The sequence below is a fragment of the Pseudomonas sp. 2 genome (assembly GCF_056627435.1).
The window spans coordinates 79,413-103,814 of record NZ_JBWXNG010000023.1; the positions used below are offsets into that span (position 1 = coordinate 79,413).

At 62.9% G+C, this 24,402-nt stretch carries 23 protein-coding genes; 14 read left to right on the forward strand and 9 right to left on the reverse strand.

Annotated elements, in window-relative coordinates; translation table 11 throughout:
• The first annotated feature begins 33 nt into the window (after nucleotides 1-33).
• The 6 genes from hemC to rsd all read left to right on the forward strand — a co-directional run bounded on the left by hemC (nucleotide 34) and on the right by rsd (nucleotide 5,606).
• Nucleotides 34-975: a hydroxymethylbilane synthase gene (gene hemC, locus AC1MEK_RS27785; protein ID WP_480399455.1), complete on the forward strand. Its 942-nt coding sequence runs from the start codon at nucleotides 34-36 to the stop codon at nucleotides 973-975.
• On the forward strand, nucleotides 972-1,748 hold the full coding sequence (locus tag AC1MEK_RS27790) for a uroporphyrinogen-III synthase (RefSeq protein WP_480399456.1): 777 nt from the start codon (nucleotides 972-974) through the stop codon (nucleotides 1,746-1,748). Before hemC ends, AC1MEK_RS27790 begins: the two co-directional genes overlap by 4 nt.
• A 51-nt stretch (nucleotides 1,749-1,799) precedes the next feature.
• Nucleotides 1,800-2,939, forward strand: coding sequence for a uroporphyrinogen-III C-methyltransferase (locus AC1MEK_RS27795; RefSeq protein WP_480399457.1), 1,140 nt, complete (start codon nucleotides 1,800-1,802; stop codon nucleotides 2,937-2,939).
• A complete protein-coding gene (locus AC1MEK_RS27800) occupies nucleotides 2,936-4,183 on the forward strand; it encodes a heme biosynthesis HemY N-terminal domain-containing protein (protein ID WP_480399458.1) in 1,248 nt (415 codons plus the stop codon). The genes AC1MEK_RS27795 and AC1MEK_RS27800 overlap by 4 nt, the downstream gene beginning before the upstream one ends.
• Nucleotides 4,184-4,432: 249 nt before the next feature.
• Nucleotides 4,433-4,960 carry a disulfide bond formation protein B gene (locus AC1MEK_RS27805; protein ID WP_480399459.1) on the forward strand — a complete coding sequence of 176 codons (528 nt, stop codon included), beginning with the start codon at nucleotides 4,433-4,435 and terminating at the stop codon, nucleotides 4,958-4,960.
• Between the two features lie 187 nt (nucleotides 4,961-5,147).
• Nucleotides 5,148-5,606 (forward strand): sigma D regulator, encoded by a 459-nt coding sequence (gene rsd / locus AC1MEK_RS27810; protein ID WP_480399460.1) that lies wholly within the window; start codon nucleotides 5,148-5,150, stop codon nucleotides 5,604-5,606.
• A 60-nt stretch (nucleotides 5,607-5,666) separates the two neighbouring features.
• Here the strand turns inward: rsd and AC1MEK_RS27815 are convergent, their stop codons facing one another.
• Entirely contained in the window at nucleotides 5,667-6,344 is a 678-nt protein-coding gene (locus AC1MEK_RS27815) for an FKBP-type peptidyl-prolyl cis-trans isomerase (RefSeq protein ID WP_480399461.1), read from the reverse strand.
• Between the two features lie 180 nt (nucleotides 6,345-6,524).
• Here AC1MEK_RS27815 and AC1MEK_RS27820 point away from each other — a divergent pair, with 180 nt between their 5' ends.
• On the forward strand, nucleotides 6,525-7,640 hold the full coding sequence (locus AC1MEK_RS27820; RefSeq protein WP_480399462.1) for an AlgP family protein: 1,116 nt from the start codon (nucleotides 6,525-6,527) through the stop codon (nucleotides 7,638-7,640).
• Here the strand turns inward: AC1MEK_RS27820 and AC1MEK_RS27825 are convergent.
• Entirely contained in the window at nucleotides 7,637-8,104 is a 468-nt protein-coding gene (locus AC1MEK_RS27825) for a TIGR02444 family protein (protein ID WP_480399494.1), read from the reverse strand. The genes AC1MEK_RS27820 and AC1MEK_RS27825 overlap by 4 nt on opposite strands.
• A 46-nt stretch (nucleotides 8,105-8,150) precedes the next feature.
• Here AC1MEK_RS27825 and AC1MEK_RS27830 point away from each other — a divergent pair, with 46 nt between their 5' ends.
• The 3 genes from AC1MEK_RS27830 (at nucleotide 8,151) to AC1MEK_RS27840 (ending at nucleotide 11,417) form a co-directional block, all read left to right on the forward strand.
• Nucleotides 8,151-10,061 carry an ATP-binding cassette domain-containing protein gene (locus AC1MEK_RS27830; RefSeq protein WP_480399463.1) on the forward strand — a complete coding sequence of 637 codons (1,911 nt, stop codon included), beginning with the start codon at nucleotides 8,151-8,153 and terminating at the stop codon, nucleotides 10,059-10,061.
• Between the two features lie 16 nt (nucleotides 10,062-10,077).
• Nucleotides 10,078-10,680, forward strand: a complete 603-nt coding sequence (locus AC1MEK_RS27835) for a mechanosensitive ion channel domain-containing protein (RefSeq protein WP_480399464.1) — start codon at nucleotides 10,078-10,080, stop codon at nucleotides 10,678-10,680.
• Nucleotides 10,681-10,790: 110 nt separating this feature from the next.
• Nucleotides 10,791-11,417 (forward strand): LysE family transporter, encoded by a 627-nt coding sequence (locus AC1MEK_RS27840; RefSeq protein ID WP_480399465.1) that lies wholly within the window; start codon nucleotides 10,791-10,793, stop codon nucleotides 11,415-11,417.
• Nucleotides 11,418-11,545: 128 nt separating this feature from the next.
• Here the strand turns inward: AC1MEK_RS27840 and AC1MEK_RS27845 are convergent, their stop codons facing one another.
• Genes AC1MEK_RS27845 through AC1MEK_RS27860 form a run of 4 tightly spaced genes read right to left on the reverse strand, consistent with a single transcriptional unit; the run spans nucleotide 11,546 to nucleotide 14,707 of the window.
• The gene (locus AC1MEK_RS27845; protein ID WP_480399466.1) at nucleotides 11,546-12,289 is read right to left on the reverse strand and encodes a penicillin-binding protein activator LpoB; all 744 of its coding nucleotides are present in this window, start codon (nucleotides 12,287-12,289) and stop codon (nucleotides 11,546-11,548) included.
• Between the two features lie 3 nt (nucleotides 12,290-12,292).
• Nucleotides 12,293-12,883 carry a penicillin-binding protein activator LpoB gene (lpoB, locus tag AC1MEK_RS27850; protein WP_480399467.1) on the reverse strand — a complete coding sequence of 197 codons (591 nt, stop codon included), beginning with the start codon at nucleotides 12,881-12,883 and terminating at the stop codon, nucleotides 12,293-12,295.
• 36 nt (nucleotides 12,884-12,919) lie between these two features.
• A complete protein-coding gene (locus tag AC1MEK_RS27855; RefSeq protein WP_480399468.1) occupies nucleotides 12,920-13,291 on the reverse strand; it encodes a YcfL family putative periplasmic lipoprotein in 372 nt (123 codons plus the stop codon).
• A 12-nt stretch (nucleotides 13,292-13,303) separates the two neighbouring features.
• On the reverse strand, nucleotides 13,304-14,707 hold the full coding sequence (locus tag AC1MEK_RS27860) for a COG3014 family protein (RefSeq protein WP_480399469.1): 1,404 nt from the start codon (nucleotides 14,705-14,707) through the stop codon (nucleotides 13,304-13,306).
• A 374-nt stretch (nucleotides 14,708-15,081) separates the two neighbouring features.
• Between AC1MEK_RS27860 and AC1MEK_RS27865 the strand changes: the two genes are divergently transcribed.
• Complete coding sequence (locus AC1MEK_RS27865) at nucleotides 15,082-16,956, forward strand: FTR1 family protein (RefSeq protein WP_480399495.1); 1,875 nt, start codon at nucleotides 15,082-15,084, stop codon at nucleotides 16,954-16,956.
• 118 nt (nucleotides 16,957-17,074) lie between these two features.
• Nucleotides 17,075-17,536: a YaiI/YqxD family protein gene (locus AC1MEK_RS27870; RefSeq protein WP_480399470.1), complete on the forward strand. Its 462-nt coding sequence runs from the start codon at nucleotides 17,075-17,077 to the stop codon at nucleotides 17,534-17,536.
• Between the two features lie 144 nt (nucleotides 17,537-17,680).
• On the opposite strand, the gene elbB is transcribed toward AC1MEK_RS27870, so the two are convergent.
• Nucleotides 17,681-18,349, reverse strand: coding sequence for an isoprenoid biosynthesis glyoxalase ElbB (gene elbB, locus AC1MEK_RS27875; RefSeq protein ID WP_480399471.1), 669 nt, complete (start codon nucleotides 18,347-18,349; stop codon nucleotides 17,681-17,683).
• 151 nt (nucleotides 18,350-18,500) lie between these two features.
• Between elbB and AC1MEK_RS27880 the strand changes: the two genes are divergently transcribed.
• Nucleotides 18,501-19,739 (forward strand): sterol desaturase family protein, encoded by a 1,239-nt coding sequence (locus AC1MEK_RS27880; RefSeq protein ID WP_480399472.1) that lies wholly within the window; start codon nucleotides 18,501-18,503, stop codon nucleotides 19,737-19,739.
• On the opposite strand, the gene AC1MEK_RS27885 is transcribed toward AC1MEK_RS27880, so the two are convergent.
• Nucleotides 19,717-20,331: a DedA family protein gene (locus tag AC1MEK_RS27885; protein WP_480399473.1), complete on the reverse strand. Its 615-nt coding sequence runs from the start codon at nucleotides 20,329-20,331 to the stop codon at nucleotides 19,717-19,719. The two genes, AC1MEK_RS27880 and AC1MEK_RS27885, sit on opposite strands and share 23 nt — an antisense overlap.
• Before the next feature lie 339 nt (nucleotides 20,332-20,670).
• Here AC1MEK_RS27885 and ppk1 point away from each other — a divergent pair, with 339 nt between their 5' ends.
• The gene (gene ppk1 / locus AC1MEK_RS27890; protein WP_480399474.1) at nucleotides 20,671-22,893 is read left to right on the forward strand and encodes a polyphosphate kinase 1; all 2,223 of its coding nucleotides are present in this window, start codon (nucleotides 20,671-20,673) and stop codon (nucleotides 22,891-22,893) included.
• On the opposite strand, the gene ppx is transcribed toward ppk1, so the two are convergent.
• Nucleotides 22,880-24,382 carry an exopolyphosphatase gene (ppx, locus tag AC1MEK_RS27895; protein WP_480399475.1) on the reverse strand — a complete coding sequence of 501 codons (1,503 nt, stop codon included), beginning with the start codon at nucleotides 24,380-24,382 and terminating at the stop codon, nucleotides 22,880-22,882. The genes ppk1 and ppx overlap by 14 nt on opposite strands.
• Nucleotides 24,383-24,402 lie beyond the last annotated feature (20 nt).

Sequence of the window (24,402 nt, forward strand, 5' to 3'; positions counted from 1 at the left end):
CATCGCCCGCATTCACTCAGTACGGATTGATCCATGTCCCTTCGCGAAATCCGCATCGCCACCCGCAAAAGCGCCCTGGCACTCTGGCAGGCCGAGTACGTCAAGGCTCGTCTGGAACAGGCCCATCCCGGCCTTGCCGTGACCCTGGTCCCCATGGTCAGCCGTGGCGATAAGCTGCTGGATTCCCCTCTCTCGAAAATCGGCGGCAAGGGCCTGTTCGTCAAGGAGCTGGAAACCGCGCTGCTGGAGAACGAAGCGGACATCGCCGTGCACTCGATGAAAGACGTGCCGATGGATTTCCCCGCAGGCCTGGGCCTGTTCTGCATCTGCGAGCGGGAAGATCCGCGCGATGCCTTCGTCTCCAACACCTTCGCCAGCATCGATGAACTGCCCGCCGGCAGTATCGTCGGCACCTCCAGCCTGCGTCGTCAGGCGCAGTTGCTGGCGCGGCGTCCCGATCTGAAAATCCATTTCCTGCGTGGCAACGTCAATACTCGCCTGGCCAAGCTGGATGCGGGCGAGTACGACGCGATCATCCTCGCCGCCGCCGGCCTGATCCGCCTGGGGTTCGAAGACCGCATCACCTCGGCGATCAGCATCGACCACAGCCTGCCAGCGGGCGGCCAGGGCGCGGTGGGGATCGAATGCCGCACCGCCGACACCGAACTTCACGCCTTGCTGGCGCCGCTGCACCACGCCGACACGGCTGTGCGCGTGACCGCCGAGCGTGCACTGAACAAGCATTTGAACGGCGGCTGCCAGGTGCCGATCGCCTGCTATGCGGTGCTGGAGAATGACCAGCTGTGGCTGCGCGGGCTGGTGGGCGACCCTGCCGGTAGCCTGCTGCTGCGCGCCGAGGCACGAGCGCCTCAGGCCGATGCGCAGGCGTTGGGCGTGAAGGTCGCCGAAGCGCTGCTCGATCAGGGCGCCGCGCAGATTCTCAAGGCGGTGTACGGCGAGGCGGGCGAGGAGTGAAGGGCTGGCGCTTGCTGCTGACGCGTCCTGCCGATGAGTCCGAGGCGCTAGCCCGGACCCTGGCGGATGAAGGCGTTTTCAGCACCAGTCTGCCGCTTCTGGACATCGAGCCATTGCCGGTTTCGGAAGAAAATCGCTCGATCATCTACAACCTGGCAACGTATTGCGCAGTGATCGTGGTCAGCAAGCCCGCCGCCCGGCTGGGGCTGGAAATGGTCGACGAGGTCTGGCCACAACCGCCGATGCAGGACTGGTTCGCCGTGGGCGCCGGCACCGCGCAGATTCTCGACGACTACGGGCTGCGCGTGTTCTACCCCGAGCAGGGCGATGACAGCGAAGCGCTGGTCGCTCTGCCGCAACTGCAACAGGCTATTGCTGGCTACGATCCCAAGGTGCTGATCATGCGCGGGGAAGAGGGCCGCGAATGGCTGGCCGAGCGCCTGCGCGAGCAGGGAGTTGCTGTGGATTATCTGCCGCTGTACCGTCGTGTGCTGCCGCAGTACCCGGCTTTCGTCCTGCCACAGCGGGTCGAGGCGGAACGCCTGAACGGGCTGGTGGTCAGCAGTGGACAGGGTTTTCAACATCTGCGCGAACTGGCGGGCGATGCCTGGCCGACGCTTGCGCGGTTGCCTTTATTCGTACCGAGTCCTCGGGTCGCGGAACTTGCGCGCGATGCCGGGGCTCAGCACGTAGTGGACTGTCGTGGCGCGAATGCCGCGGCCTTGCTGGCAGCGTTGCGGGCACAACCCGAACCTGCCTCTCAGGCGCAATGATCGACGACGGCTCGTACGACGCGATGGCGCCCAAATGCACAGGATGGATACGTGAGCGAAACAGTCTTGCCCAAAGATGACGCCGAACCGGTACTGGCCAACTCCGCGCCACTGCCTGATCCGGCGCAAAAAGAACCTTCCCCTCGTCGTTCCGGTACGGGACTGGCCGTTCTGGCGCTGTTGCTGGGCGCAGCCGGCGTTGCGGTCGGCGGCTGGAGCGTCTGGCAACTGCGGGCGATCCAGGCTGGCCATCAGCAGCAGTCCGGCCAGTTGCAGGACATCAGCGCCCAGACTCAGAGCCTCAAGCAGAGCGAGCAACAGTTGGCGGCGCGTCTGGCGCAATTGCCGCCTGCGGCCGAGCTTGAGGATCGCCGTCGCCTGGTGACCCAACTGCAAGGTGACCAGCAGCGCCTGAGCCAGCGTCTGGAAACCGTGCTCGGTGCCAGCCGCAAGGACTGGCGTCTGGCCGAGGCCGAGCATCTGTTGCGTCTGGCGAGCCTGCGGCTGTCTGCGCTGCAAGACATTAACAGCGCCCAGGCGCTGGTCCAGGGCGCCGACGAAATTCTGCGCGAGCAGGACGACCCGGGTGCCTATGCCGCCCGCGAGCAATTGGCCAAGAGCTTGGCGGCGCTGCGCAGCGTCGATCAGCCGGACCGCACCGGGCTGTTCCTGCAACTGGCCGCGCTGCGCGATCAGGCCGTTCAGCTCAACGCGCTGGCGCCGGAATACAAGGACAAGGGCGAGTCGTTGCTGGGTCTGACCGATGGCAGCGAAGACAGCTATTGGGCCACGTGGTGGGACAAGATTTCCCAGTACATCCGCATCGATTTCAACGCCGACAAAAACATCCGTCCGTTGCTGGCAGGCGAAGGCCTGACCCAGGTGCGCCTGGCCTTGAGCCTGGCGCTGGAGCAGGCACAGTGGGCCGCACTCAACGGCGAAGCGCCCGTTTATAGCAAGGCCGTGGCCGAGGCCCGCAGCGTGCTGGACGCCAACTTCAACAAGGACAACCCGCAAAGCAAGGTGCTGGGCGAGCGTCTGGACGAGCTGGCCAAACAGCCGGTTTCGGTCGTGACGCCGGACCTGGCCCAGAGCCTGGGCGCCGTGCAGGCCTACCTCGAACAGCGTCACACGCCAGTGGGCGGTGCGCTGGAGCAGCCTGACGCAACGCCGTCAGGGAGCCGCCCATGAAGCGCGCCTATGTGATCGTCTTCGTCCTGATCGTCGCGGCGGCGTTGGTGGGGCTGGCCATCTCCCGGCATGCCGGCTACGTGCTGATCGCCTACGACACCTTCCGCTACGAGTCCAGCCTCTGGGCGGCGCTGGCGTTGCTGGTCGCCATCGGGCTGGTTGTCTGGATCGTGCGAGGCTTGGTGACACTGCTGACGACTTCGGGCGGTGTGGTCAACCCATGGTCCCGTCGCAATCGCAGCCGTCGCACCCAGATCGCCATCGAGCAAGGGCAGATGGACCTGGCCGAAGGCCGCTGGGCCAGTGCGCAAAAGCACCTGCACCGCGCCGCCGAAGCCGAGCCGCAGCCGCTGCAGTACTACCTGGGCGCTGCGCGCGCGGCCAACGAGCAGGGCCGCTACGAGGACAGCGACAACCTGCTGGAGCGCGCGCTGGAGCGTCAGCCCCACGCGGAACTGGCTGTCGCGCTTAGCCACGCTCAACTGCAGATCGATCGCGGTGACAGCGACGGCGCGCTCTCGACCCTGCAGGCCATGCAGGAGCGTCATCCGCACAATCCGCAGGTGCTGCGTCAACTGCAGCGCCTGTATCGCCAGCGCGGCGAGTGGTCCGAGCTGATCCGCCTGATGCCCGAGTTGCGCAAGGACAAGGTCCTGCCGGCGCAGGAGCTGGCCGAGCTGGAAAAACGCGCCTGGGGCGAGAATCTGTCGCTGGCGGCTTATCGCGGCGCGGAAGGCGAAGCCGGTGCGGCGGGTCTGCCAGCGCTGGAGAAGGCCTGGCAACAGCTCACCTCGGCTCAGCGTCAGGAGCCTACATTGATTCTGGCCTACGCCGAGCAGCTGCGTCGCCACGGCGCCGATGCCCAGGCAGAAGACGTGCTGCGCAACGCCATGAAGCGCGAATACAACAGCCATCTGGCCCGGCTTTACGGCCTGGTGCGCGGTAGCGATCCGGCGAAGCAACTGCAAACCGCAGAAGGCTGGCTCAAGGGCCATTCCGACGACCCGGGCCTGTTGCTCACCCTGGGCCGGCTGTGCCTGCAGGGCAGCCTGTGGGGCAAGGCGCGGGACTATCTGGAAGCCAGCCTGAAGTTGCAACGCAACCCCGAAGCCTGCGCCGAGCTTGCTAGGCTGCTGGGGCAACTGGGTGAAACCGATCGCAGCAACCAATTGTTTCAAGAGGGACTGGGGCTACTCGATGAGCGTTTACTGGCTCGTCCGCTGCCTGCTTTGGCGCGGGCCTGACCTACGCCCGTCGTACTGTACACAAGGCCCGCATGCGGGCCTTTTTGCTGCCTTTCTGAATCTTCGTGTAGGACGTTTCTTTTATTGTTATAGGCATCGTCATCAGTGCGTGAGAATGCGGTTCAAATTCCTATATTTGAAATCAGGAAATCCCTACGCAAAGAAGGAAATATCCTCCTCAGGCTGCCTTGAAAGCAGGTCTGTCTTTCCTCTACCGTAGCCGCCTTCGTCTTTTGTTACGGATTTTCCATGCATCTGGCCCGCACGCGCTCCCTGTTCTTTCTGGCATTTTTTGCCTGCGCATCCGGCGTGGTCGCGGCGCTCTATCTCGAACGTGTCGCAGCGGGAGCGCCTTGCCCGCTGTGCTTCGTTCAGCGTGCGCTGTTGCTGGCCTGTTCAGGCATCTGTCTGGTGGCTGCACTGCACAAGCCGGGTCGGTCTGGCTGGCGGGTGTATTCCGGCGTTCTGCTTGGCGTGGCGCTGGCCGGCGCTGCGGTCGCTGCCCGGCAAGTCTGGTTGCAAGACTCGCCTCCCGAGGATCTGGCCTCCTGTGTGGCGAACCTGCAACACCTGCTCGACACCCAGCCTTATCTGAAGGTCGTCTATCTGATTCTCATCGGTGCCGCCGGGTGTGCTGAAATCACCTGGTCACTTTTCGGCATCACTGTTCCGGAGTGGAGCCTGCTGGCGTTTTCCGGGATCAGCTTGTTTGCCCTCTACTACCTTTTCATCGAATTTCGCAGCTTTGCGTCAATGAATGTGGGCGCGCCGGATTAAACGCTTGTATGAACTTTATCGCCTGCGTACCTTGAAGGCATGGTCCAGCGGGCATAATCTGGGCCGCACGCGTCATCGGAACAAGGCTGCAATCGACGTTTTTCAAAGCAGGTTTTCACTGGCATCTGCCCGGATCGCAAACCCTTTTTTTTGCGCCGGTGTGCCCCTGAAGGGAAGAGAGAACATCATGCTGGAAAGTTGTCAGAATGCTCAGGAGCGCTGGGGCGGGGTTCACAAGCTGATCGATCGCTGGCTGCAGGAGCGTAACGATCTGATTCAGGCGTACGACAATCTCGGCGCGGACCCTGAGTCATTGTCCAAAACGAAAAAACCGCTGCAGGATTTCTGCGCATTGCTGGTCGATTACGTGTCGGCCGGGCATTTCGAAATCTACGAACAACTCAACGGCGAGGCCAAGGCGTTCAACGACACCCGTGGTCTGGAACTGGCCGATACCCTCTATCCGCGCATCGAAGTCATCACCCAGAAGCTGCTGGCGTTCAACGACCTCTGCGATCAGGGCAAATGCGTCGCTGAAAAATTCAAGGAGCTGGGCGGTCTGCTCCACGAGCGTTTCGAGCTCGAAGACTGCCTCATCGAAGTGCTGCATACGGCGCACAGCGAATCGACGGCGGCTCAGGCCTGAGTCGATGGCTCAACAAAAAGGGTGCTATCCAGCACCCTTTTTTATTGCCTGTCAGTTTGCTTATTTCGAGACGCCCAGCAGCTCGATTTCAAACACCAGCGGGGTGAACGGGTCGATCAGATCGCCTGCGCCTTCTGCGCCATACGCCTGAGCGGACGGAATCACCAGGCGCCATTTCGCTCCCACCGGCATGTCGGCAAGCGCCGTGGTCCAGCCGGCGATCACGCTGTCCAGGCGGAACCACTGCGGCTGCTGGCTCTGATCGAAGATCGTGCCGTCCGGCAGGCGCCCGACGTACTTCACCTGGACGCGGCCATTGATGTCGGGCTTGGGGCCCGAGCCCGGCGTCAGCTCGGTCATCAGAATGCCGTCGGCGAGCTGGCGCACACCCGGCTTGGCTTTTTCGCTGTCCATGAAGCGGCGTTCTTCTTTCATCGCCGCTTCGGTCTGCGGCTCGGACTGGCCGGAATTTTCGGCCTGCGTGAGCGCGGCATCATGGTCGCTGAGAATCTGCTCCATGCGCTCCTGTTTGATCGCCAGCGGCTTGTTCTGATAAGCCTGCTGCAGGCCTTCGATCAGCGCGGGCAGTTGCAGGTCCGGCGCCTCCTGACGCAGACGCTCACCCAGGCTCGCCCCCAGGCTGTAGGCCAGATCATGGGCATTGTCGGCGGGTGGGGCATCGGTCGCGTGAGCAAGGGGTACCAAGAGGAACAACGACATTAACAGGTAGCGCGACATGAATGCTCTCCGGCCTGGGGAGTGGCGATTATGCCAGCGCCGCGAGCCGAATGTGATGGGCAGATGTGCTGTTTTTAGCATCTGTGCAACAAGCCGGAAATTGTAGTGTCAAGATGCCCTAGCGGCGTTGCGGGCAGAGGTCTAGTATGAGCCGCATTCAAATCAGTCAGGAGGAACGTCATGTCGGCCACCAAGAAGCCAGTAAACACTCCGTTGCATTTGCTCCAACAACTCTCGAGCAGCTTGCTCGAACATCTGGAAAATGCCTGTTCCACAGCCTTGGCTGATGCCGAGAAGTTGCTCGCCAAGCTGGAAAAACAACGCGGCAAGGCGCAGGAAAAACTGCATAAGTCGCGCACCAAACTGCAAGACGCTGCCGCTGCCGGCAAAGCCAAGGCTCAAGCCAAGGCCAAAGACGCCGTTTCCGAACTCGAAGCGCTGCTCGATGCGCTGAAAGATCGTCAGACCGAAACCCGCACCTACATCCAGAACCTCAAGCGCGACGCTCAGGAAAGCCTGAAGCTGGCGCAGGGCGTGGGTCGTGTGAAGGAAGCCGTCGGCAAGGCGCTGAGCGACCGCGCTGCCAAGGCGCCGACCAAAGTGGCGGCAAAACCTGCAGCCAAGCCCGCTGCGAAAACCGCTGCCAAGCCTGCGGCCAAAGCACCTGCCAAGGCGGCAGCTGCAGCCAAGGCACCTGCCAAAACCACCGCAGCGAAAGCGCCGGTCAAGGCGGCTGCAAAACCTGCGGCCAAGGCTCCGGTAAAAGCAGCGGCCAAGCCTGCGGCTAAAACTGCAGCTGCAAAACCTGCCGCTGCCAAGGCGCCAGTCGCTGCCAAGCCAGCAGCCAAAGCTGCGAGCAAGCCAGCCGCCAAGCCTGCTGCAAAAGCACCAGTAGCTGCGAAAGCGCCTGCCAGAACTGCAGCGGCGAAACCAGCCGCCAAACCTGCGACCGCTGCAGCGAAACCTGCTGCTAAGCCCGCGGCAAAACCTGCTGCCAAACCAGCGGCCAAAGCCCCCGCTGCCAAGCCTGCCACTGCTGCGAAGCCTGCGGCCAAACCGGTTGCTGCCAAGCCTGCTGCCGCCAAGCCAGCTGCTGCAAAACCTGCCGCCAAGCCGACCGCGAAACCCGCAGCCGCCAAGCCAGCCGCAAAACCTGCGACAGCCACCACAGCCGCCAAGCCTGCGACACCTGCTCCGGCAGCGTCGACGCCGGCCGCCGCGCCTTCCGCTCCAGTGACCACTGCTACTCCAGCAGCCACGCAAGCGACCGGCTCGACGCCAAGCAGCGCTTCCTAAGTGATGTCCTCCCCGGCGTGCTGCACGACCTGCAGTGCGTCGGGGGCAAGGTTCGCGGCGTCCCCCGCGAGCGCTTCCAGCCAGGCGCCAGTTCTTTGCGCGCCTCGCTCAGGCCAGTCCTGAATCAGCCGTTGCAACCTCACCAGCAGTTCTCGCTCGGCATCGAGCTCCAGCACCTTCACCCGTTCGCGCAGCGCGCTCAGCTCCTCATCGCTGAGGGCGGCGGTTTTCCATTGCGTGCGCAACGCCCGCAGAGGGCCGACCACCTGATCGTGCCAGGGCTGCGCCAATTGTCTGATTTCCTCCGCACGGCCTGCGTCGAAAGGGATCCGGTTCTGGTCCAGCCAGACACCGCACAACAGAGCGCAGACATTGCCGCCGTGGGTTTGCAGGGCCAGACACGCCTGTTCCACGCCGGGGCGCGAGTAAAAATCCAGGGTGAAACTCCAGAGGTCCACATGCATAGTCATCTACCTGTTCTGGACGAAGCTGGTAGACTCCGCCGCCATTATGATCCGACTTCAAAGCCTCACCTTACAGCGTGGTCCGCAACGTCTGCTAGAAGACGCCGAGCTGACCCTGCACGCCGGCCAGAAAGCCGGCCTGATCGGCGCCAACGGCGCTGGTAAATCCAGCCTGTTCGCCTTGCTGCGCGGCGAATTGTCCCCGGACAACGGCGACTGCTCGCTGCCCGCCGATTGGCGCATTGCCCACATGCGCCAGGAGGTCGATACCCTCGAACGCCTGGCGGTGGACTACGTGCTGGACGGTGATATCCGTCTGCGTCAGGTACAGCGTGATCTGGCCGCTGCCGAAGCTGCTCACGACGGCGCGGCTCAAGCGCGGTTGCACGCGGAGCTCGACAGCGCCGATGGGTACACCGCCGACGCCCGCGCCCGCAAACTGCTGGCCGGTCTTGGCTTTACCAATGATCAGATGGAGCGGCAGGTCGGAAGTTTCTCCGGCGGCTGGCGGATGCGTCTGAACCTGGCGCAGGCCCTGATGTGCCCATCGGACCTGCTGCTGCTCGACGAGCCGACCAACCACCTGGACCTCGACGCCATTCTCTGGCTCGAAGACTGGCTCAAGGGTTATCCCGGCACGTTGCTGCTGATTTCCCACGACCGGGATTTCCTCGATTCGGTGGTCGATCACATCGCCCACGTCGAGCAGAAGAAGATCACCCTGTACCGCGGCGGCTACAGCGCCTTCGAGCGGGCTCGCGCCGAGCGCCTGGCTCAGCAGCAGCAAGCCTACGAGAAGCAGCAGGCCCAGCGCGCGCACATGGAAAAGTACATCGCCCGCTTCAAGGCGCAGGCGACCAAGGCCCGTCAGGCCCAGAGCCGGATCAAGGCGCTGGAACGCATGGAAGAGTTGTCGGCCGCCCACGTGGATTCGCCGTTCAACTTCACTTTCCGTGAGTCGGAAAAGATTTCCAGCCCGCTGCTGGACCTGTCCGATGCCCAATTGGGCTATGGCGACAAGACCATTCTGCAGAAGGTCAAACTTCAACTGACGCCGGGTGCGCGCATCGGCCTGCTGGGCCCGAACGGTGCCGGTAAGTCCACGTTGATCAAGAACCTGGCCGGTGAGCTGGAGCCGCTGAGCGGGCGTCTTTATCGCGGCGAGAACACCACGGTCGGCTACTTCGCCCAGCATCAGCTCGACTCGCTGGACGCCAAGGCCAACCCGTTGCTGCACCTGCAACGCATTGCGCCGAACGAGCGTGAACAGACCCTGCGCGACTTCCTCGGCGGTTTCGACTTCCGCGGTGCGCGCCTGGACGAGCCAGTGGTGAATTTCTCCGGTGGCGAAAAAGCGCGCCTGGCCCTGGCCCTGATTGCCTGGGACAAGCCCAACCTGTTGCTGCTCGACGAACCGACCAACCACCTGGACTTGGAAATGCGCCTGGCGCTGACCATGGCCCTGCAAGAGTTCAGCGGCGCGGTGCTGGTGGTTTCCCACGACCGGCACCTGCTCAAGAGCACCACTGACAACTTCCTGCTGGTGGCCGATGGCGTGGTCGAGGAGTTCGACGGCGACCTGGACGACTACACCCGCTGGCTGGCCGATTACCGTCAGCGCAACGCGCCGGTGAGCAGCACGCCGGTCAACGTCGACAAGACCGACAAGAAGGCGCAGCGCCAACAGGCCGCCGCCCTGCGTCAGCAACTGGCGCCGCACAAGCGTGAGGCCGAGAAGCTGGAGAAGGAACTCAACACCCTGCACGAGAAGATGGCCAAGGTCGAAACTTCGCTGGGCGACAGTGAAATCTACGAAGCCGTGAACAAGGACAAATTGCGCGACCTGCTGGCCGAACAGGCCAGACTCAAGGCGCGTGAGTCCGAAGTGGAAGAGGCGTGGATGGAGGCGCTGGAGCTGCTGGAGTCGATGCAGGCCGAATTGGAAGCACTGTCTTGATGGAGGCCTGGGCCTGATGGAGTCGTTGGCCTTGCTGGTTCCGGCGTACTGGATCGAACCGATTCTGGTGGCGCTGCAGATTCTGCTGATCCTGCTGATCGGCTACACCTTGCAGCGCTTCGTCGCGCGTTTTCTGACCCGCATCGCCGAACGTTATCCGCTGCTGCCGCCGGAGCTGCTGGTGATGGTGCGCGGCGGCCTGCGCTGGCTGATCATGGGCACCGCGCTGGTGGCGGTGCTGGGGCGTCTTGGCGTTTCGGCGTCGGTGCTGTGGGCGGCGTTGTCGGGGTTCGTGGCGGTGGCCGCGGTGGCGTTCTTCGCCATGTGGAGCGTGCTGTCGAACCTTCTGTGTGCCGTGTTCATCTTCACCATGGGGCCGTTTCGCATCGGCGATGTGGTGGAGTTGGTGGACACCACCGACAAACCCGGCATCAAGGGCCGGGTCACGGCCATCAACCTGATGTTCACCACCCTGGTGGAGCCGGCCGAGCTGGGCGGTACGCTGGTGCAGGTGCCCAATAGCCAGTTCTTCCAGAAGTCGATCCGCCGCTGGCGTGGTAACGATGGCACGCCGATCATTTCGGGCGAGAAGCGCGCCGCCGAGCAGAGTCAGGGCTGACTCACCTGCACAGCTATCTGCCAAGTCGCCGCAACAGTTAGAAATAATTGGTTTTCAAGCCGCAGACACCTTAGGTTAGGGCAACGTTTCATTCTTGCCTGAGGTGCGCAATGTCGCTCGAAACATGGCTGGCGTTCTTCGCCGCCTGCTGGGTCATCAGTCTCTCTCCGGGCGCGGGCGCCATCGCCTCGATGTCCAGCGGTCTGCAATACGGCTTCTGGCGCGGTTACTGGAACGCGCTGGGCCTGCAACTGGCGCTCATCGTGCAGATCGCGATCATCGCCGCCGGCCTTGGCGCGGTGCTCGCGGCCTCGGCGCTGGCGTTCACCCTGATCAAGTGGTTCGGTGTGGCGTACCTGGTGTACCTGGGCATCAAGCAATGGCGCGCACTGCCTACCGATCTTTCCGACAACGCTGCCATTCGCCCGATCGGCAAGCCGCTGGCGCTGGTGGCGCGGGGCTTTCTGGTGAACATCAGCAACCCCAAGGCGCTGGTGTTCATGCTGGCGATCCTGCCGCAGTTCATCGACACCCATCTGCCGCTGCTGCCGCAATACCTGACCATCACCGTGACCATGGTGGCGGTGGACCTGACCGTCATGGCCGGTTACACGGGGCTGGCTTCCAAGGTGCTGCGCGCGCTCAAGACGCCCAAGCAGCAACGCCGGATGAACCGCACGTTCGCAGGGTTGTTTGTCAGTGCGGCGGCGTTTCTGGCCACGTTGCATCGCGCATGAGTAGCCAGTAGATAAATTTGTGGGAGTGAGCTTGCTCACGAATGCGGAGTTCAACCGCTGCAGATCTTGCGGCTGTACTTCCATTCGTGAGCAAGCTCACTCCCACAAGATTCGCGTTGACGTAAAACTCAACGCAAAATCTTCGACGCCTCGTCACGCGGCAGGTTATTGCGCGGTGCAGGCTCGCCCTGGGAATACTCCACTTCGCCACGCAGTTGCTCACGCAACTGACGCGCCACATCCACGCCAATCGACTTCGACACTTCCCGCACCACCAGGCCGCGGTTGGGCGAGACGCGCACGTCGTTGCCGTTCACCAGCTTGGTGGCCTGGCCTTCGCCCATCGCCGTAAAGGCCGAGGTGATCTCGAAGGTGCGGGTGTTGATCAGGCTGAAGTCGCCCACCAGCGTCAGGCTCAGCACCGCTGAGTGAGCGTTGGTGTTGGCGATCTCGCCGACGTCCTGATGGAAGTCGATGTCCGAGACCGTGCCGAACAGCACGTAGTCGGCGCCCTTGAAGTTGCCGTTCTTGATGCGCTTGATGACGTCATACACGTCTTCCTTCGCACCTGCCGTGTACGGCGTGCCCTGCACCAGCTGGAACAGGCCGGATTTGAGAATCTCGCCCTTGATGTCGCCGCTGAATTTGCGCAGCTCGCCCTGCTCGATGTAGGTGTTGCGCGCCTCGTACTCGTTGTAGCTGGCCGAGCCGCTGGCGCTGTAACGGTTGGCCTGGAAGCTGGTCTGGGCCGAGACGGTGTGGATGTACTCCTCCACCTGCTGCTCGAAGGCCATGTCCGTGACCGCGACTTTCGGGGCGGCCTGGGCGCCGACGGCGCACACGAGGCTCAGAATGCCGATCCATGCACGCATCGCTTAGCGCTCCGTGGTCTTGCGGATTTCTTTCTCGTCCATCCATTCAGCGATGCCGCTTTCAACGTCGATCAGTTGCAGGCTGAATTTGTAGAAGACGTCCTTGTAGTCGCTGCTGCGCTTGACGATCGAGCTGATCGAGCCTTCCAGGCGGTACTTGGCGGCGACCATGTTGCCGGTCTTGCTGACGGTGGATTTCTTGTACAGGCCGCTCTGGTTCTGCAGCTTGAGCTGGTCGACCTGGCTTTGCATGTCGGTGTTGTCGCTGGCAAAGCGCGCAGTGCCGGACTTCATCAGCTGGGTCTTGATGGTGGTGGTGATCTCGCGAGTGTCGATGTACTCGCTGGTCTTGTTCTTCACGTCATAGACCTGCACCACCGGACGGCCCTGCAGGGTGCCGGACTGCGCCAGCGAGCGGGTCATGCTCTCGGCGATCATTTGCAGGTCGGTGGAGCCGAATTCGTTGGTGACGGTCTCGACAGCCTTGGTGTCGCCGTAGCTGATGTTCTTGCTGCCCAGGGTCGGCGAGTTGTTGGCGCAGCCGGTGGCCAGCAGGGCGACGGCGGCGAGAAGCGTGAGGCGGATGGAACGCATGTTCAGGATCTCTTCGTTAGAGCGAATCTTGCTCGATCAAGGGGTTTTGACTTCAAGGCGGAAGTCAGTGGCCTTCGGCACCGGGGCGATGGCGGGCACAAAGCTGCTCTGCGAGCCGTACAGCGCCAGGGTTTTCCAGGTCTCGGGTTCGGCAACCGGGAAGCCGTCGTTGCCCAGCCAGGCGAAGCGGTAATACATCGTCTTGTTGTAACGGCTGGTGTTGCGCACCGAGACGTTGACGGTCAGAAAGCCGTTTTCCCGCGCGACGCGCATCGGGCCGATCTCGATGTTCTTCAAATCGCCCATGGCCACCACCTTGCTGGCGGCCGTGCCGGGAGCAGGGGGCGGCGGGGTGGCACAACCGGCGAGCAGCGCGAACGCCATCACGCCCAGAAACTTGCAACGCATGACTATCTCCGATCAGGGTTTGTTGGCAGCCACGGCCTGGGGCAGGCTTGACGGGATGACGTGAGCGGCCAGGCCGTCGGTGTACACCTGATTGCCGATGGCGCGCAGGGTGACGACTTGATAAGGGCGGTCGATCTTGACCTGTACGTGAGTGCCGCCCAGCGAGGAGGGCAGAACCACCTGGTGCTCGCCTTGCTTCAGACGCATGCGCGCCACCAGCGTGTTGTCCGGCAGGGTGCGCCAGGTACGGGTGTCCGCGCCTTCGACCACCGCCGAAGCGATGCCCACCGCCAGGCCTGCCAGCGGGTTGGCCTCGTTGAGTTTCTTCTGGGTCACGCCACGGGTGATGGCCCGCACGCTGGTGCGCACGATGATGCCGGGCATGTCGTCACGCAGGGCGCGGCGCGACATCGCCGAGGTGCTGTTGAGCGAGGTCAGGTTGACCTGTTGCCCGTCCAGGCCGATCTGGTTGAAGAACGGCGTGGAGTTGTCCGGTTTGATCACCGGGAACGACAGCGGGGTGATCACGATGTTGTTGCTGATCGGCAGCGGCAGCGGGATACGCACCGAATCGCGGGCCGGGGCGAAACCGGTCTGCACCACGATCAGCACTTCGCTGCCGTCGGTGGCGGAGTTCTTGCTGCCGGCGGCGTCCAGATTGAGCAGCGCCTGATCCAGCAGTGGAGTGTTCGGGCGCAGCTCTGCGGCCTGACGATAGCCCGGCGCAGCCAGGTCTTTCTCGCCCAGCGCTTCGTAGACGAAACCGGCCAGATAATGGCTGAACGCGCTCTGATAGCTGTTCTTCAGGCTGACGACTTCAGGCGCATCCAGGGACTCCACCGGATAGCCCTTGAGGTCCTTGTACTGCGTGCTCACGCCCTGAGTCTTGGCTTCGTCTTCGCTCTTGAGGTACTGCTTGTCGCGCAGTTCGGCGATGACGGCTTCGCGCTCGTGGGTTTTCTTGATTTCGGTGCGCGCGCCTTCGAAGTCGTTCTTCGCCAGCAGGTTCAGCGCCATCTGGGTGGTCAGCATGACCTTTTCGTAGTCGTAGCCTTCGTAGCGGCGCACCTTGTCGTTCACCAGGTAGCTGCCGAACTGGGCCAGGTACTTGCCGCTGTCGAGTTTGACCGAGTCTTCCCAGGCGATCACCGTCTGGTCGGCTCGGGTCCAGGCCGCCTGGCTGCCGGCCAGGTCGCCCTTGGAACGCAGCAGTTCGCCTTTCTCGAAGTAATAGAGCAGGTCTTTGTCTTCGCCGGTGTTGTTCTTTTCCAGCAGGGTCAGCGCGCCGTCGACGTTGCCGCTGGTGAGTTGCTGGTTGGTCTGCTGCAGCTCTGAATCGTAGTTGCGAAACGCGGCACAGCCGGTCAGTTGCACGGCGGTAATCAGCGCGAGTGCAGTCAAGGCGCGGGAAGACATCAAGATCAATCCTTGAAAAAGCCGCCTGGCTTGATTGAGCCAGTGAAGGCGGGTCCATTGGAGGGGCAAGAGGCCCGGTGTAGAGGCATGGCGGATGATGGCCGCCTGCCATGGTGGGCCGGGATTATAAGGATGACTCGGGCCAAGACAATGGCTTTTTGATGGCTTACGCCAGTTTCGGACCGTTCTGACAGACAGTTCACACATCTTCTTGTCAGACCCGAATCTCTCGCCGGGCACTGATTCGCGGCATTTTCAGCCGGAAAATCAGGCCATTTGCGCGGTGAAGCTTGAGTGCGCGGCGGTAGACATGAACAATAACAACCCTTCGCATTTCTATTTGAGATTCACTCATGTTTTCCCTTTCACGCGTGATGACCTGCCTGGCGATGGCGCTGCTGACCCTGTTCAGCGCCGCTTCCCGGGCCGACTCCGTCGATGGCGCCGCCCAGGCCCTGCATCTGTTCAACTACGTCAGCGCCGATTACCCGGCCACGGTGGCGGACGGCAAGGTCGTCGATGAAGCCGAATACCATGAACAGATCGAGTTTCTCGGCGCCGTGCAGGACCTGATCGCAGGCCTGCCCGCTCGCGCCGAGCAGGCTGAACTGGCGCAAGGCGCCAAGGCGCTGCTCGAAGCGGTCGAGCAGAAGCAGGACGGGGCGCAGGTGGCGCGTCAGGCGCGGCAACTGGGCGCGAAACTGGCCGTGGCCTATGAGGTGAGTCAGGCGCCGATCATCACGCCGGACGCCGCGCGGGGAGCGCCGCTGTTCGCCCAGTATTGCTCGGTGTGCCATGGCGCCACGGGTGCCGGCGATGGCCCGGCCTCTGTCGGTATGGAGCCGGCACCCGCCAACATGCGTGATGCGGCGCGCTTTGACCGCCTGAGCCTGTACGACGTCTACAGCACGCTGGGGCTGGGCATCGAAGGCACCGACATGCCGTCGTTCGCCGATCAGCTCGATGACCGTCAGCGCTGGGATGTGGCGACCTACATCGCCAGCTTCACCGCCGACGCCAAGGCCGAGCCGGTCAAGACGTTCAACCTCGCCGACCTGGCCCGCCAGACCCCGGCCGAGGTGCTGGCTGCAGAAGGCCCGCAAGCGGCGGCCGCCTTCCGTGCCCAGCGTGCGCAGCCGCCGCAGGTTCAGCGTGGGCCGGCGCAACTGCTCGACTACACCAGCGCGACGCTGGACAAGAGCCTGGCCGCGTACCGTTCCGGCGATCGCGAACAGGCCTACGATCTGTCTGTGGCGGCGTATCTGGAAGGCTTCGAGCTGGTGGAAAGCTCGCTGGACAACGTCGACGCCAACGTGCGCAAGGACACCGAGAAGGCGCTGATGGCCTATCGGCAGTCGCTGCAGGACGGCTTGCCGGTCGAGCAGGCGGCGCAGCGGCTGGACACGGCCAAGAGCAAGCTCAAGGAATCGGCGCAGTTGCTGGGCAGCGACGGCCTAAGCACGTCGCTGAGTTTCATTTCCGGCCTATTGATTCTGCTGCGTGAAGGGCTGGAAGCGATTCTGGTGCTGGCGGCGATTCTGGCGTTTTTGCGCAACACCGGCCAGCAGTCGGCGGTGCGCAGCGTCAACGTCGGCTGGGGCCTGGCGTTGCTGGCCGGGCTGGGTACCTGGGCGCTGGCGGCGTACGTGATCGATGTCAGTGGCTCGCAGCGCGAATTGCTCGAGGGCGCGACGGCGCTGTTCGCGGCGGTGATGGTGCTGTGGCTGGGCGTGTGGATGCACGACCGTCGTCATGCAGCGGCCTGGCAGGATTACATCAAGAGCAGCCTGGTCGGTGGCGGCGGTCGCTTCGGCTTTGCGGTGCTGGCGTTCTTCTCGGTGTATCGCGAGCTGTTCGAGGTGATTCTGTTCTACGAAACCCTGTGGCTGCAGGCAGGTCCCGCCGGGCACAACGCGGTGCTGGCCGGTGGTGCGACGGCGCTGGTGCTGCTGGTGGGCCTGGCGTGGGTGATTCTGCGCGGTTCGGCCAAGCTGCCGCTGGCGCTGTTCTTCAGCATCAACGCTGCGCTCTTGTGCGCGCTGTCGGTGGTGTTCGCCGGGCACGGCGTCAAGGCGTTGCAGGAAGCGGGCATCTTCGGCACGCGTCCGGTACCGTTCTTCGAGTTCGACTGGCTGGGGATCCACGCCGATGCGTACTCGTTGTCGGCCCAGGCCGTGGCGCTGGTGGCGATTGCGGTGCTGTATGGGCGTAGTCGTCTGGCCGAGAAGCGCCGGGTAGAAGCCGCTTAAAACCTGTGGGAGTGAGCTTGCTCGCGAATGCTGTCGATCAGACGACATCTCTGTCGCAGATACACCGCATTCGCGAGCAAGCTCACTCCTACAACAAGCGAATTGTGGAGTACATGAAATGCGCGTGTGGATCGACGCCGATGCCTGCCCCAGGGCAGCGCGGGATCAGGTCGTCAAGTTCGCCCTCAAGCGTCAGTTCGAGGTGGTGCTGGTGGCCGGGCAGGCCGTGCCCAAGCCTGCGTTCGCGCTGGTCAAGCTGATCGTGGTGCCCAGCGGCATGGACGCGGCGGATGATTATCTGGTCGAGAACGCCGTGCCCGGTGAGCTGGTGATCTGCAGCGACGTGCCGCTGGCCGACCGGCTGGTGAAAAAGGGCGTGGCTGCGCTGGACCCGCGTGGCAAGGAGTTCGACGAGAAGAACATGGGCGAACGCCTGGCCGTGCGCAACCTGTTCACCGACCTGCGCGAGCAGGGGCAAGCCGGTGGCGGGCAGGGCGCCTATGGCGATCGCGAGAAACAGGCGTTCGCCAACTCGCTGGACCGGATTCTGACCCGGCTGGCCCGAGAGTATCCCGGCTGACTAACGACACAAAACCTGTGGGAGCCGGCTTGCTGGCGAATGCGGTGTGTCAGTCACCGTTGGGGTGTCTGAAAGAATGCATTCGCCAGCAAGCCGGCTCCCACGCCCTTCGGGCAGACGCCGATCGCGAGCGCGCCGCGGCTGTCAGGCATCCTGCTCTTGCACCAACTCCAACACCCGATCCACCAGCTTGTTGATCCCCGACGCCACTTCGCTGATGGACGTGGCCACCATGTAGGCCGGGGTGCTGACCAGCTTGCGGTCCTTGTCCTCGACGATGTCGCTCACTTCGCATTCCTGGTGCTTGCCGCCCATTTTGCAGATTTTGGCCGCGGTGTCGGCGTCGTTGCCGATGGTGCAAGTCACGCCCGGGCCGTAGATCTTGGCCGCCAGCGCCGGGGACACGCAGATCAGGCCGATGGGTTTGCCAGCTTCGGCGAAGGCTTCGGCCATGGCCAGCACTTCTGCCTGGACCTTGCAGCCTGCGCCCTCTGTGGCGAAGTTGGAGAGGTTTTTCGCCGCGCCGAAGCCGCCGGGTATGATCAGTGCATCGAACTGGCTGATGTCGGCTTCGCGAATGTCTTCGATGGCGCCGCGGGCGATGCGCGCGGATTCGACCAGCACGTTGCGGGTTTCGCCGGTCTCTTTGCCGGTCAGGTGATCGATCACATGGTGCTGGGCGATGTTGGGCGCGAAGCATTTCACCTCGGCGCCGCGCTGGTCCAGGCGCAGCAGGGTGAGCACGCTTTCTTGAATTTCCGCGCCGTCCTGGGCGCCGCAACCGGAGAGAATGACCGCCACTTTCTTGCTCATGCAGGTGCTCCCTTTCATGGGGTTTCCCGGCGTGGGCGACAGCTGCGCCGCGCCAGCGATGTCGTCAAATGTCTACTAATTTGTCATCTGTTGCCATAGGGTTTGTGCCGGGCCGACCTAATCTCGAACGTTTCGTCGCTGGGTGGCGTTCATGGATTTCATTCTGTACGCGGTGCCGTTTTTCTTTGTGCTGATTGCTGTGGAATTGCTGGCCGACCGCTGGCGCAAGGTCAGCAATTATCGGGTCGCCGACGCCATCAACAGCCTCAGCACCGGCGTGTTGTCGACCACCACGGGCTTGCTGACCAAAGGGGTGGGCTTGGTCACCTACGCCTTTGCCTTGAGGCATCTGGCGTTGTGGGAGTTGTCCGCTGACAGCGTCTGGGTCTGGGTGATGGCCTTCGTTCTCTATGACCTCTGCTACTACTGGCTGCACCGCATGGGGCATGAGCGCAACATCCTGTGGGCGGCGCATTCGGTGCATCACCAGAGCGAGGACTACAACCTCTCCACCGCGCTGCGTCAGACCAGCACCGGGTTTCTGCTGAGCTGGATTTTCTACCTGCCGCTGGCGGTGATCGGCGTGCCGCTGGTGGTGTTCGTCGCCGTGGCGTCGCTCAACCTGCTGTACCAGTTCTGGGTGCACACCCGGCACATTCCCAAGCTGGGCGGGTTCGAGTGGTTTTTTGTCACGCCGTCCAATCATCGTGCTCACCATGCGCAGAACCTTGTCTACATGGATCGCAATTACGGCGGGGTGTTCATTGTCTGGGACCGGCTGTTCGGCACCTTTCAGGAGGAGCTGGACAGCGAGCCGCCGATCTTCGGCGTGACCACGCCGCTGCGCAGCTGGAACCCGCTGTGGGCCAACGTGCAGTTCTACGCGCAGTTGCTGCAGGATGCGCGGCGCACGCGCTCGTGGCGCGACAAGCTGCGGATCTGGTTTATGCCCACCGGCTGGCGCCCGGCGGACGTCGCCGCCCGCTATCCGATTCACAAATCTGAATTGAGCCAGTTCCGCAAGTTCGAGGTGCCGCTGAGCCTGGGGCAGCAGGTGTATGTGGGCGCGCAGTTTTCGCTCTACACCTTGCTGGGCAGTTACCTGCTTTCAAACGGCGCAGTGCTGCCCGCGCCTGCGCTGATCGTGGGCTGGGTGTGGGTGGCGTTGGGGCTGTTCGTGTTCGGCGCGGCGCTGGAGAACCGGCCTGCGGCGTTGAAGCTGGAAGGGGTGCGGCTGGTGGCGAATCTGCCGCTGATGGCGCTGGCGCCGGTGGTGGGCCTGTGGCCGTTCAGCGCGCTGGGGTGGGTGGTGTTGCTCGGTTACACGCTGGCGAGCGCAATCCTGCTGTATTGCGCTCGGGGCCGGGTCACTCGTCTGGCCGGTCCTTGACGTCGACCGGGGCCGGCGCCAGTTTGGCTTCGCGGGCGATGCGCGCGTTCTTGATCCGCCGGCGCAGCCACAGCAGCCCGCCGATCACCAGCAGGGCGCCGAGCACCCACAGCTCGTATTTCTTGACGTTGCCCAGCAGCCCTTCGAGCACGGCGCCGAACTTGTAGGCGGCAGCGCCCAGGGCCGCGGCCCAGATCGCCGCACCAATGCCATTGAGCAGCAGGTAGCGCCCCGGCGGATACCCGGACAGGCCAATGGCCACCGGCATCACCGTACGCAGGCCATAGACGAACCGGAAGCTCAGCACCCAGATGTCCGGGTGCTTGCGAATGTGGTCCAGGGCCCGGTCACCGAGCATCTGCCAGCGCGGCTTGCGCGCCAGCAATTTGCGGCCATGCCTGCGCCCCATGAAATACCAGAGCTGATCGCCTGCGTAGCTGCCGAAGAAGGCAACCACCACGACCAGATTGATGTCCATGTACCCACGGAACGCGAGAAATCCGGCGAGGACCAGAATCGTCTCGCCTTCGAAGAAGGTTCCGAGGAAAAGGGCGAAGTAGCCAAATTCTTGTAAAAATTGCTGGAGCATCATGTAGGTGCTGGCGAAATGAACGCGCAGCCTAACTCGCCGACGACGTCTAGGAAAGTGTCGAAATGTGTCTCGGCGTTAAAGTTTCCTACAAAACAAAGGGAATTGTCGTCTAGGAAGCGGTTAAGCGGAGAACATGAGCCAGGGAAATGTACCTGTCATGTAAGAGTCATAAAGCTGGCTTATAACTGTCACGTTTGCCCGCCCGTGGCCTCGGTGACCGGTCTGCGTTACTGTTCGTCACTGATTTCATCGCGGGGTTTAACGCGTGATCGGCTCCTCACCCCTTCAGCCGCCAGCGCAGCCCAATGGTCAAAGGGCAATTGCCTTACAGGATTAGACATGAGCACCGAAGGAACCACAGAAGCCGCAGTTGAACTTGAACCTCAGGCCGTGACGCAGGAAATCACGGCCATGGTCGAACCGACCATCGAGGTGGTGGCGGCCCCCGAGCCGCATGCCCCGGTTACCCCGGCCATCGTGATTCCCAATCTGGACGACAGCAGCCTCTATATCCACCGCGAGCTGTCGCAGTTGCAGTTCAACATCCGCGTGCTGGAGCAGGCACTGGATGAATCCTACCCGCTGCTCGAACGCCTCAAGTTCCTGCTGATCTTCTCCAGCAACCTGGACGAATTCTTCGAAATCCGCGTGGCCGGGCTCAAGAAACAGATCAATTTCGCCCGCGAACAGGCCGGTGCCGATGGCTTGCAGCCGCATCAGGCGCTGGCGCGCATCAGCGAGCTGGTTCACGGCCATGTCGACCGCCAGTACGCCATCCTCAACGACATCCTGCTGCCGGAGCTGGAAAAGCATCAGGTCAGCTTCATCCGTCGTCGCTACTGGACCACCAAGCTCAAGACCTGGGTGCGTCGTTACTTCCGCGACGAGATCGCACCGATCATCACCCCGATCGGTCTGGACCCGACGCACCCGTTCCCACTCTTGGTGAACAAGTCGCTGAACTTCATCGTCGAGCTCGAAGGCATCGACGCCTTCGGCCGCGATTCGGGTCTGGCGATCATTCCTGCGCCACGCCTGCTGCCGCGCATCATCAAGGTGCCGGAAGACGTCGGCGGCCCGGGCGACAACTACGTGTTCCTGTCGTCGATGATCCACGCCCACGCCGATGACCTGTTCCAGGGCATGAAGGTCAAGGGCTGCTACCAGTTCCGCCTGACCCGTAACGCCGACCTTGCGCTGGATTCCGAAGACGTCGAAGACCTTGCCCGTGCCCTGCGTGGCGAGCTGTTCTCCCGTCGTTATGGCGACGCCGTTCGCCTGGAAGTGGCCGACACCTGCCCCAAACACCTGTCCGATTACCTGCTCAAGCAGTTCAACCTGAGCGAGAGCGAGTTGTATCAGGTCAATGGCCCGGTGAACCTGACGCGCCTGTTCAGCATTACCGGCCTGGACAGCCATCCGGAATTGCAACACGCGCCGTTCACCCCGGCGATTCCGAAGCTTCTGCAGAACAGCGAAAACATCTTCAACGTGATCAGCAAGCAGGACATTCTGCTGCTGCACCCGTTCGAATCCTTCACGCCTGTCGTGGACTTGCTGCGTCAGGCCGCGAAAGACCCGCACGTTCTGGCCGTGCGCCAGACCCTGTACCGCAGCGGCGCCAACTCGGAAATCGTCGATGCGCTAGTGGACGCCGCGCGTAACGGCAAGGAAGTGACGGCGGTCATCGAACTGCGTGCGCGCTTCGACGAAGAATCCAACCTGCAACTGGCCAGCCGCCTGCAAGCGGCCGGTGCGGTGGTGATCTACGGTGTGGTCGGCTTCAAGACCCACGCCAAGATGATGCTGATCCTGCGTCGCGAGGCGGGCGAAATCGTGCGTTATGCGCACCTGGGCACCGGTAACTACCACGCGGGCAACGCGCGGCTGTACACCGACTACAGCCTGCTGACTTCCGACGACGCGCTGTGCGAAGACGTCGGCAAACTGTTCAGCCAGCTGATCGGCATGGGCAAGACACTGCGCATGAAGAAGCTGCTGCACGCGCCGTTTACCCTGAAGAAAGGCATGCTCGACATGATCGCCCGCGAGACCCAGTTCGCGGCCGAGGGCAAGCCGGCGCACATCATCGCCAAGTTCAACTCGCTGACCGATCCCAAGATCATCCGCGCGCTGTACAAGGCCAGCCAGACCGGCGTGAAGATCGACCTGATCGTGCGCGGCATGTGCTGCCTGCGTCCAGGCGTTCCGGGGGTTTCCCACAACATTCAGGTGCGCTCGATCATCGGCCGCTTCCTGGAGCACACGCGGGTGTTCTACTTCCTCAATGGCGGCGACGAGCAGATGTTCCTGTCCAGCGCCGACTGGATGGAACGCAACCTCGACAAGCGCGTCGAGACTTGCTTCCCGGTGGAGGGCAAGAAGCTGATTCTGCGGGTGAAGAAGGAAATCGAAGGGTATCTGACTGACAACACCCACGCCTGGATTCTGCAGCCGGACGGGCGCTACGTGCGCAGCACCCCGACCGGCAACCAGAACGCCCGCAATGTGCAGGCGACGTTGCTGGAGAAATTGAGCAACCCGGTCCTCAGCGTACGCTGAGGACGATGCCGACTCGGGTCAGCCACTCCGCTTCCAGTTCGAAGTCGGCCTGAGTCAGCTGGTTGTTTTCCAGCCAGCCATCGGGGAACAGCACGTCGAGCTGGTTGTCGTTGGCGGTCAACACAGGTTGCGGCATCTCTTGGGTGCCGCGAATGTGGTGGAACAGGATCGCGAAGCGCAGCAGCACGCACAGACGAATCAGCTTCACGCCTTCATCGCCGAACTCGGCGAACTTGTCTTTGGGAATGTTGCGGCGATGGCCGCGCACCAGCAGCGCGAGCATTTGCTGATCTTCCCGCGAGAACCCTGCCAGGTCCGAGTGCTCGATCAGATAGGCGCCGTGCTTGTGGTAGTGATAGTGGGCGATGTCCAGGCCCACCTCATGCACTTTGGCCGCCCAGCTCAACAGATCGCGGTACAGCTCGTCTTCCAGCTCCCAGGCAGCCGCCACCTGATCCAGTGCCGACAGCGCCTTGCGCTCGACGCGCTCGGCTTGCTCCAGATCCACGTGATAACGGTCCATCAGCGAGGTCAGGGTGCGCTCGCGCACGTCTTCGTGGTGATGACGGCCCAGCAGGTCATACAGCACACCTTCACGCAGCGCGCCTTCGCAGTGATCCATGCGCTCAAGGTTCAGCGCGTCGAAAATCGCTTCCAGAATCGCCAGGCCCGCCGGGAAGATCGCACGGCGGTCGGGCTTGATGCCGTCGAAATCGATCTTGTCGACCTCGCCCAGCTTCATCAATTTGCGCTTGAGCCAGGCCAGGCCTTCGGCGTTGACCTCGCCGTTGCCGTGACCGCCCGCCTTGAGCGCCAGGCCGATGGCGCGGATGGTGCCGGACGAACCGATCGCTTCATCCCAGGTCAGGCGATGCAGCGCGTGCTCGATGCTCATGATCTCCAGGCGCGCCGCCGTGTAGGCCTGGGCGTAGCGGGCCGGAGTGATCTTGCCGTCCTTGAAGTAGCGCTGGGTGAAGCTCACGCAGCCCATCTGCAGGCTTTCGCGCAGCAGGGGTTCGAAGCGCTGACCGATGATGAACTCGGTACTGCCGCCACCGATGTCCGCCACCAGGCGCTTGCCAGGGGTGTCGGCCAGGGTGTGGGACACGCCCAGGTAAATCAGACGCGCTTCTTCACGGCCGGAAATGACCTCGACCGGGTGGCCGAGGATTTCTTCGGCGCGGTGAATGAATTGATTACGGTTGCGCGCTTCGCGCAGGGCATTGGTGCCGACGATCCGCACGGCGCCCGGCGGCATGCCGTTGATCAATTGGGCGAAGCGCTTGAGGCAATCGAGCCCGCGTTGCATGGATTCTTCGCTGAGCTTGCGCTCGTCGTCGATCCCGGCGGCCAGCTGCACTTTCTCGCCGAGCCGCTCAAGGATGCGGATTTCCCCTTGGTGGGCTTTGGCAACAACCATGTGAAAGCTGTTGGAGCCCAGGTCGATCGCGGCGATCAGCGAGAGGTTTTTTTCGGTGGATGGCGGCATGGTCAAAAAGTCTCGGTCGT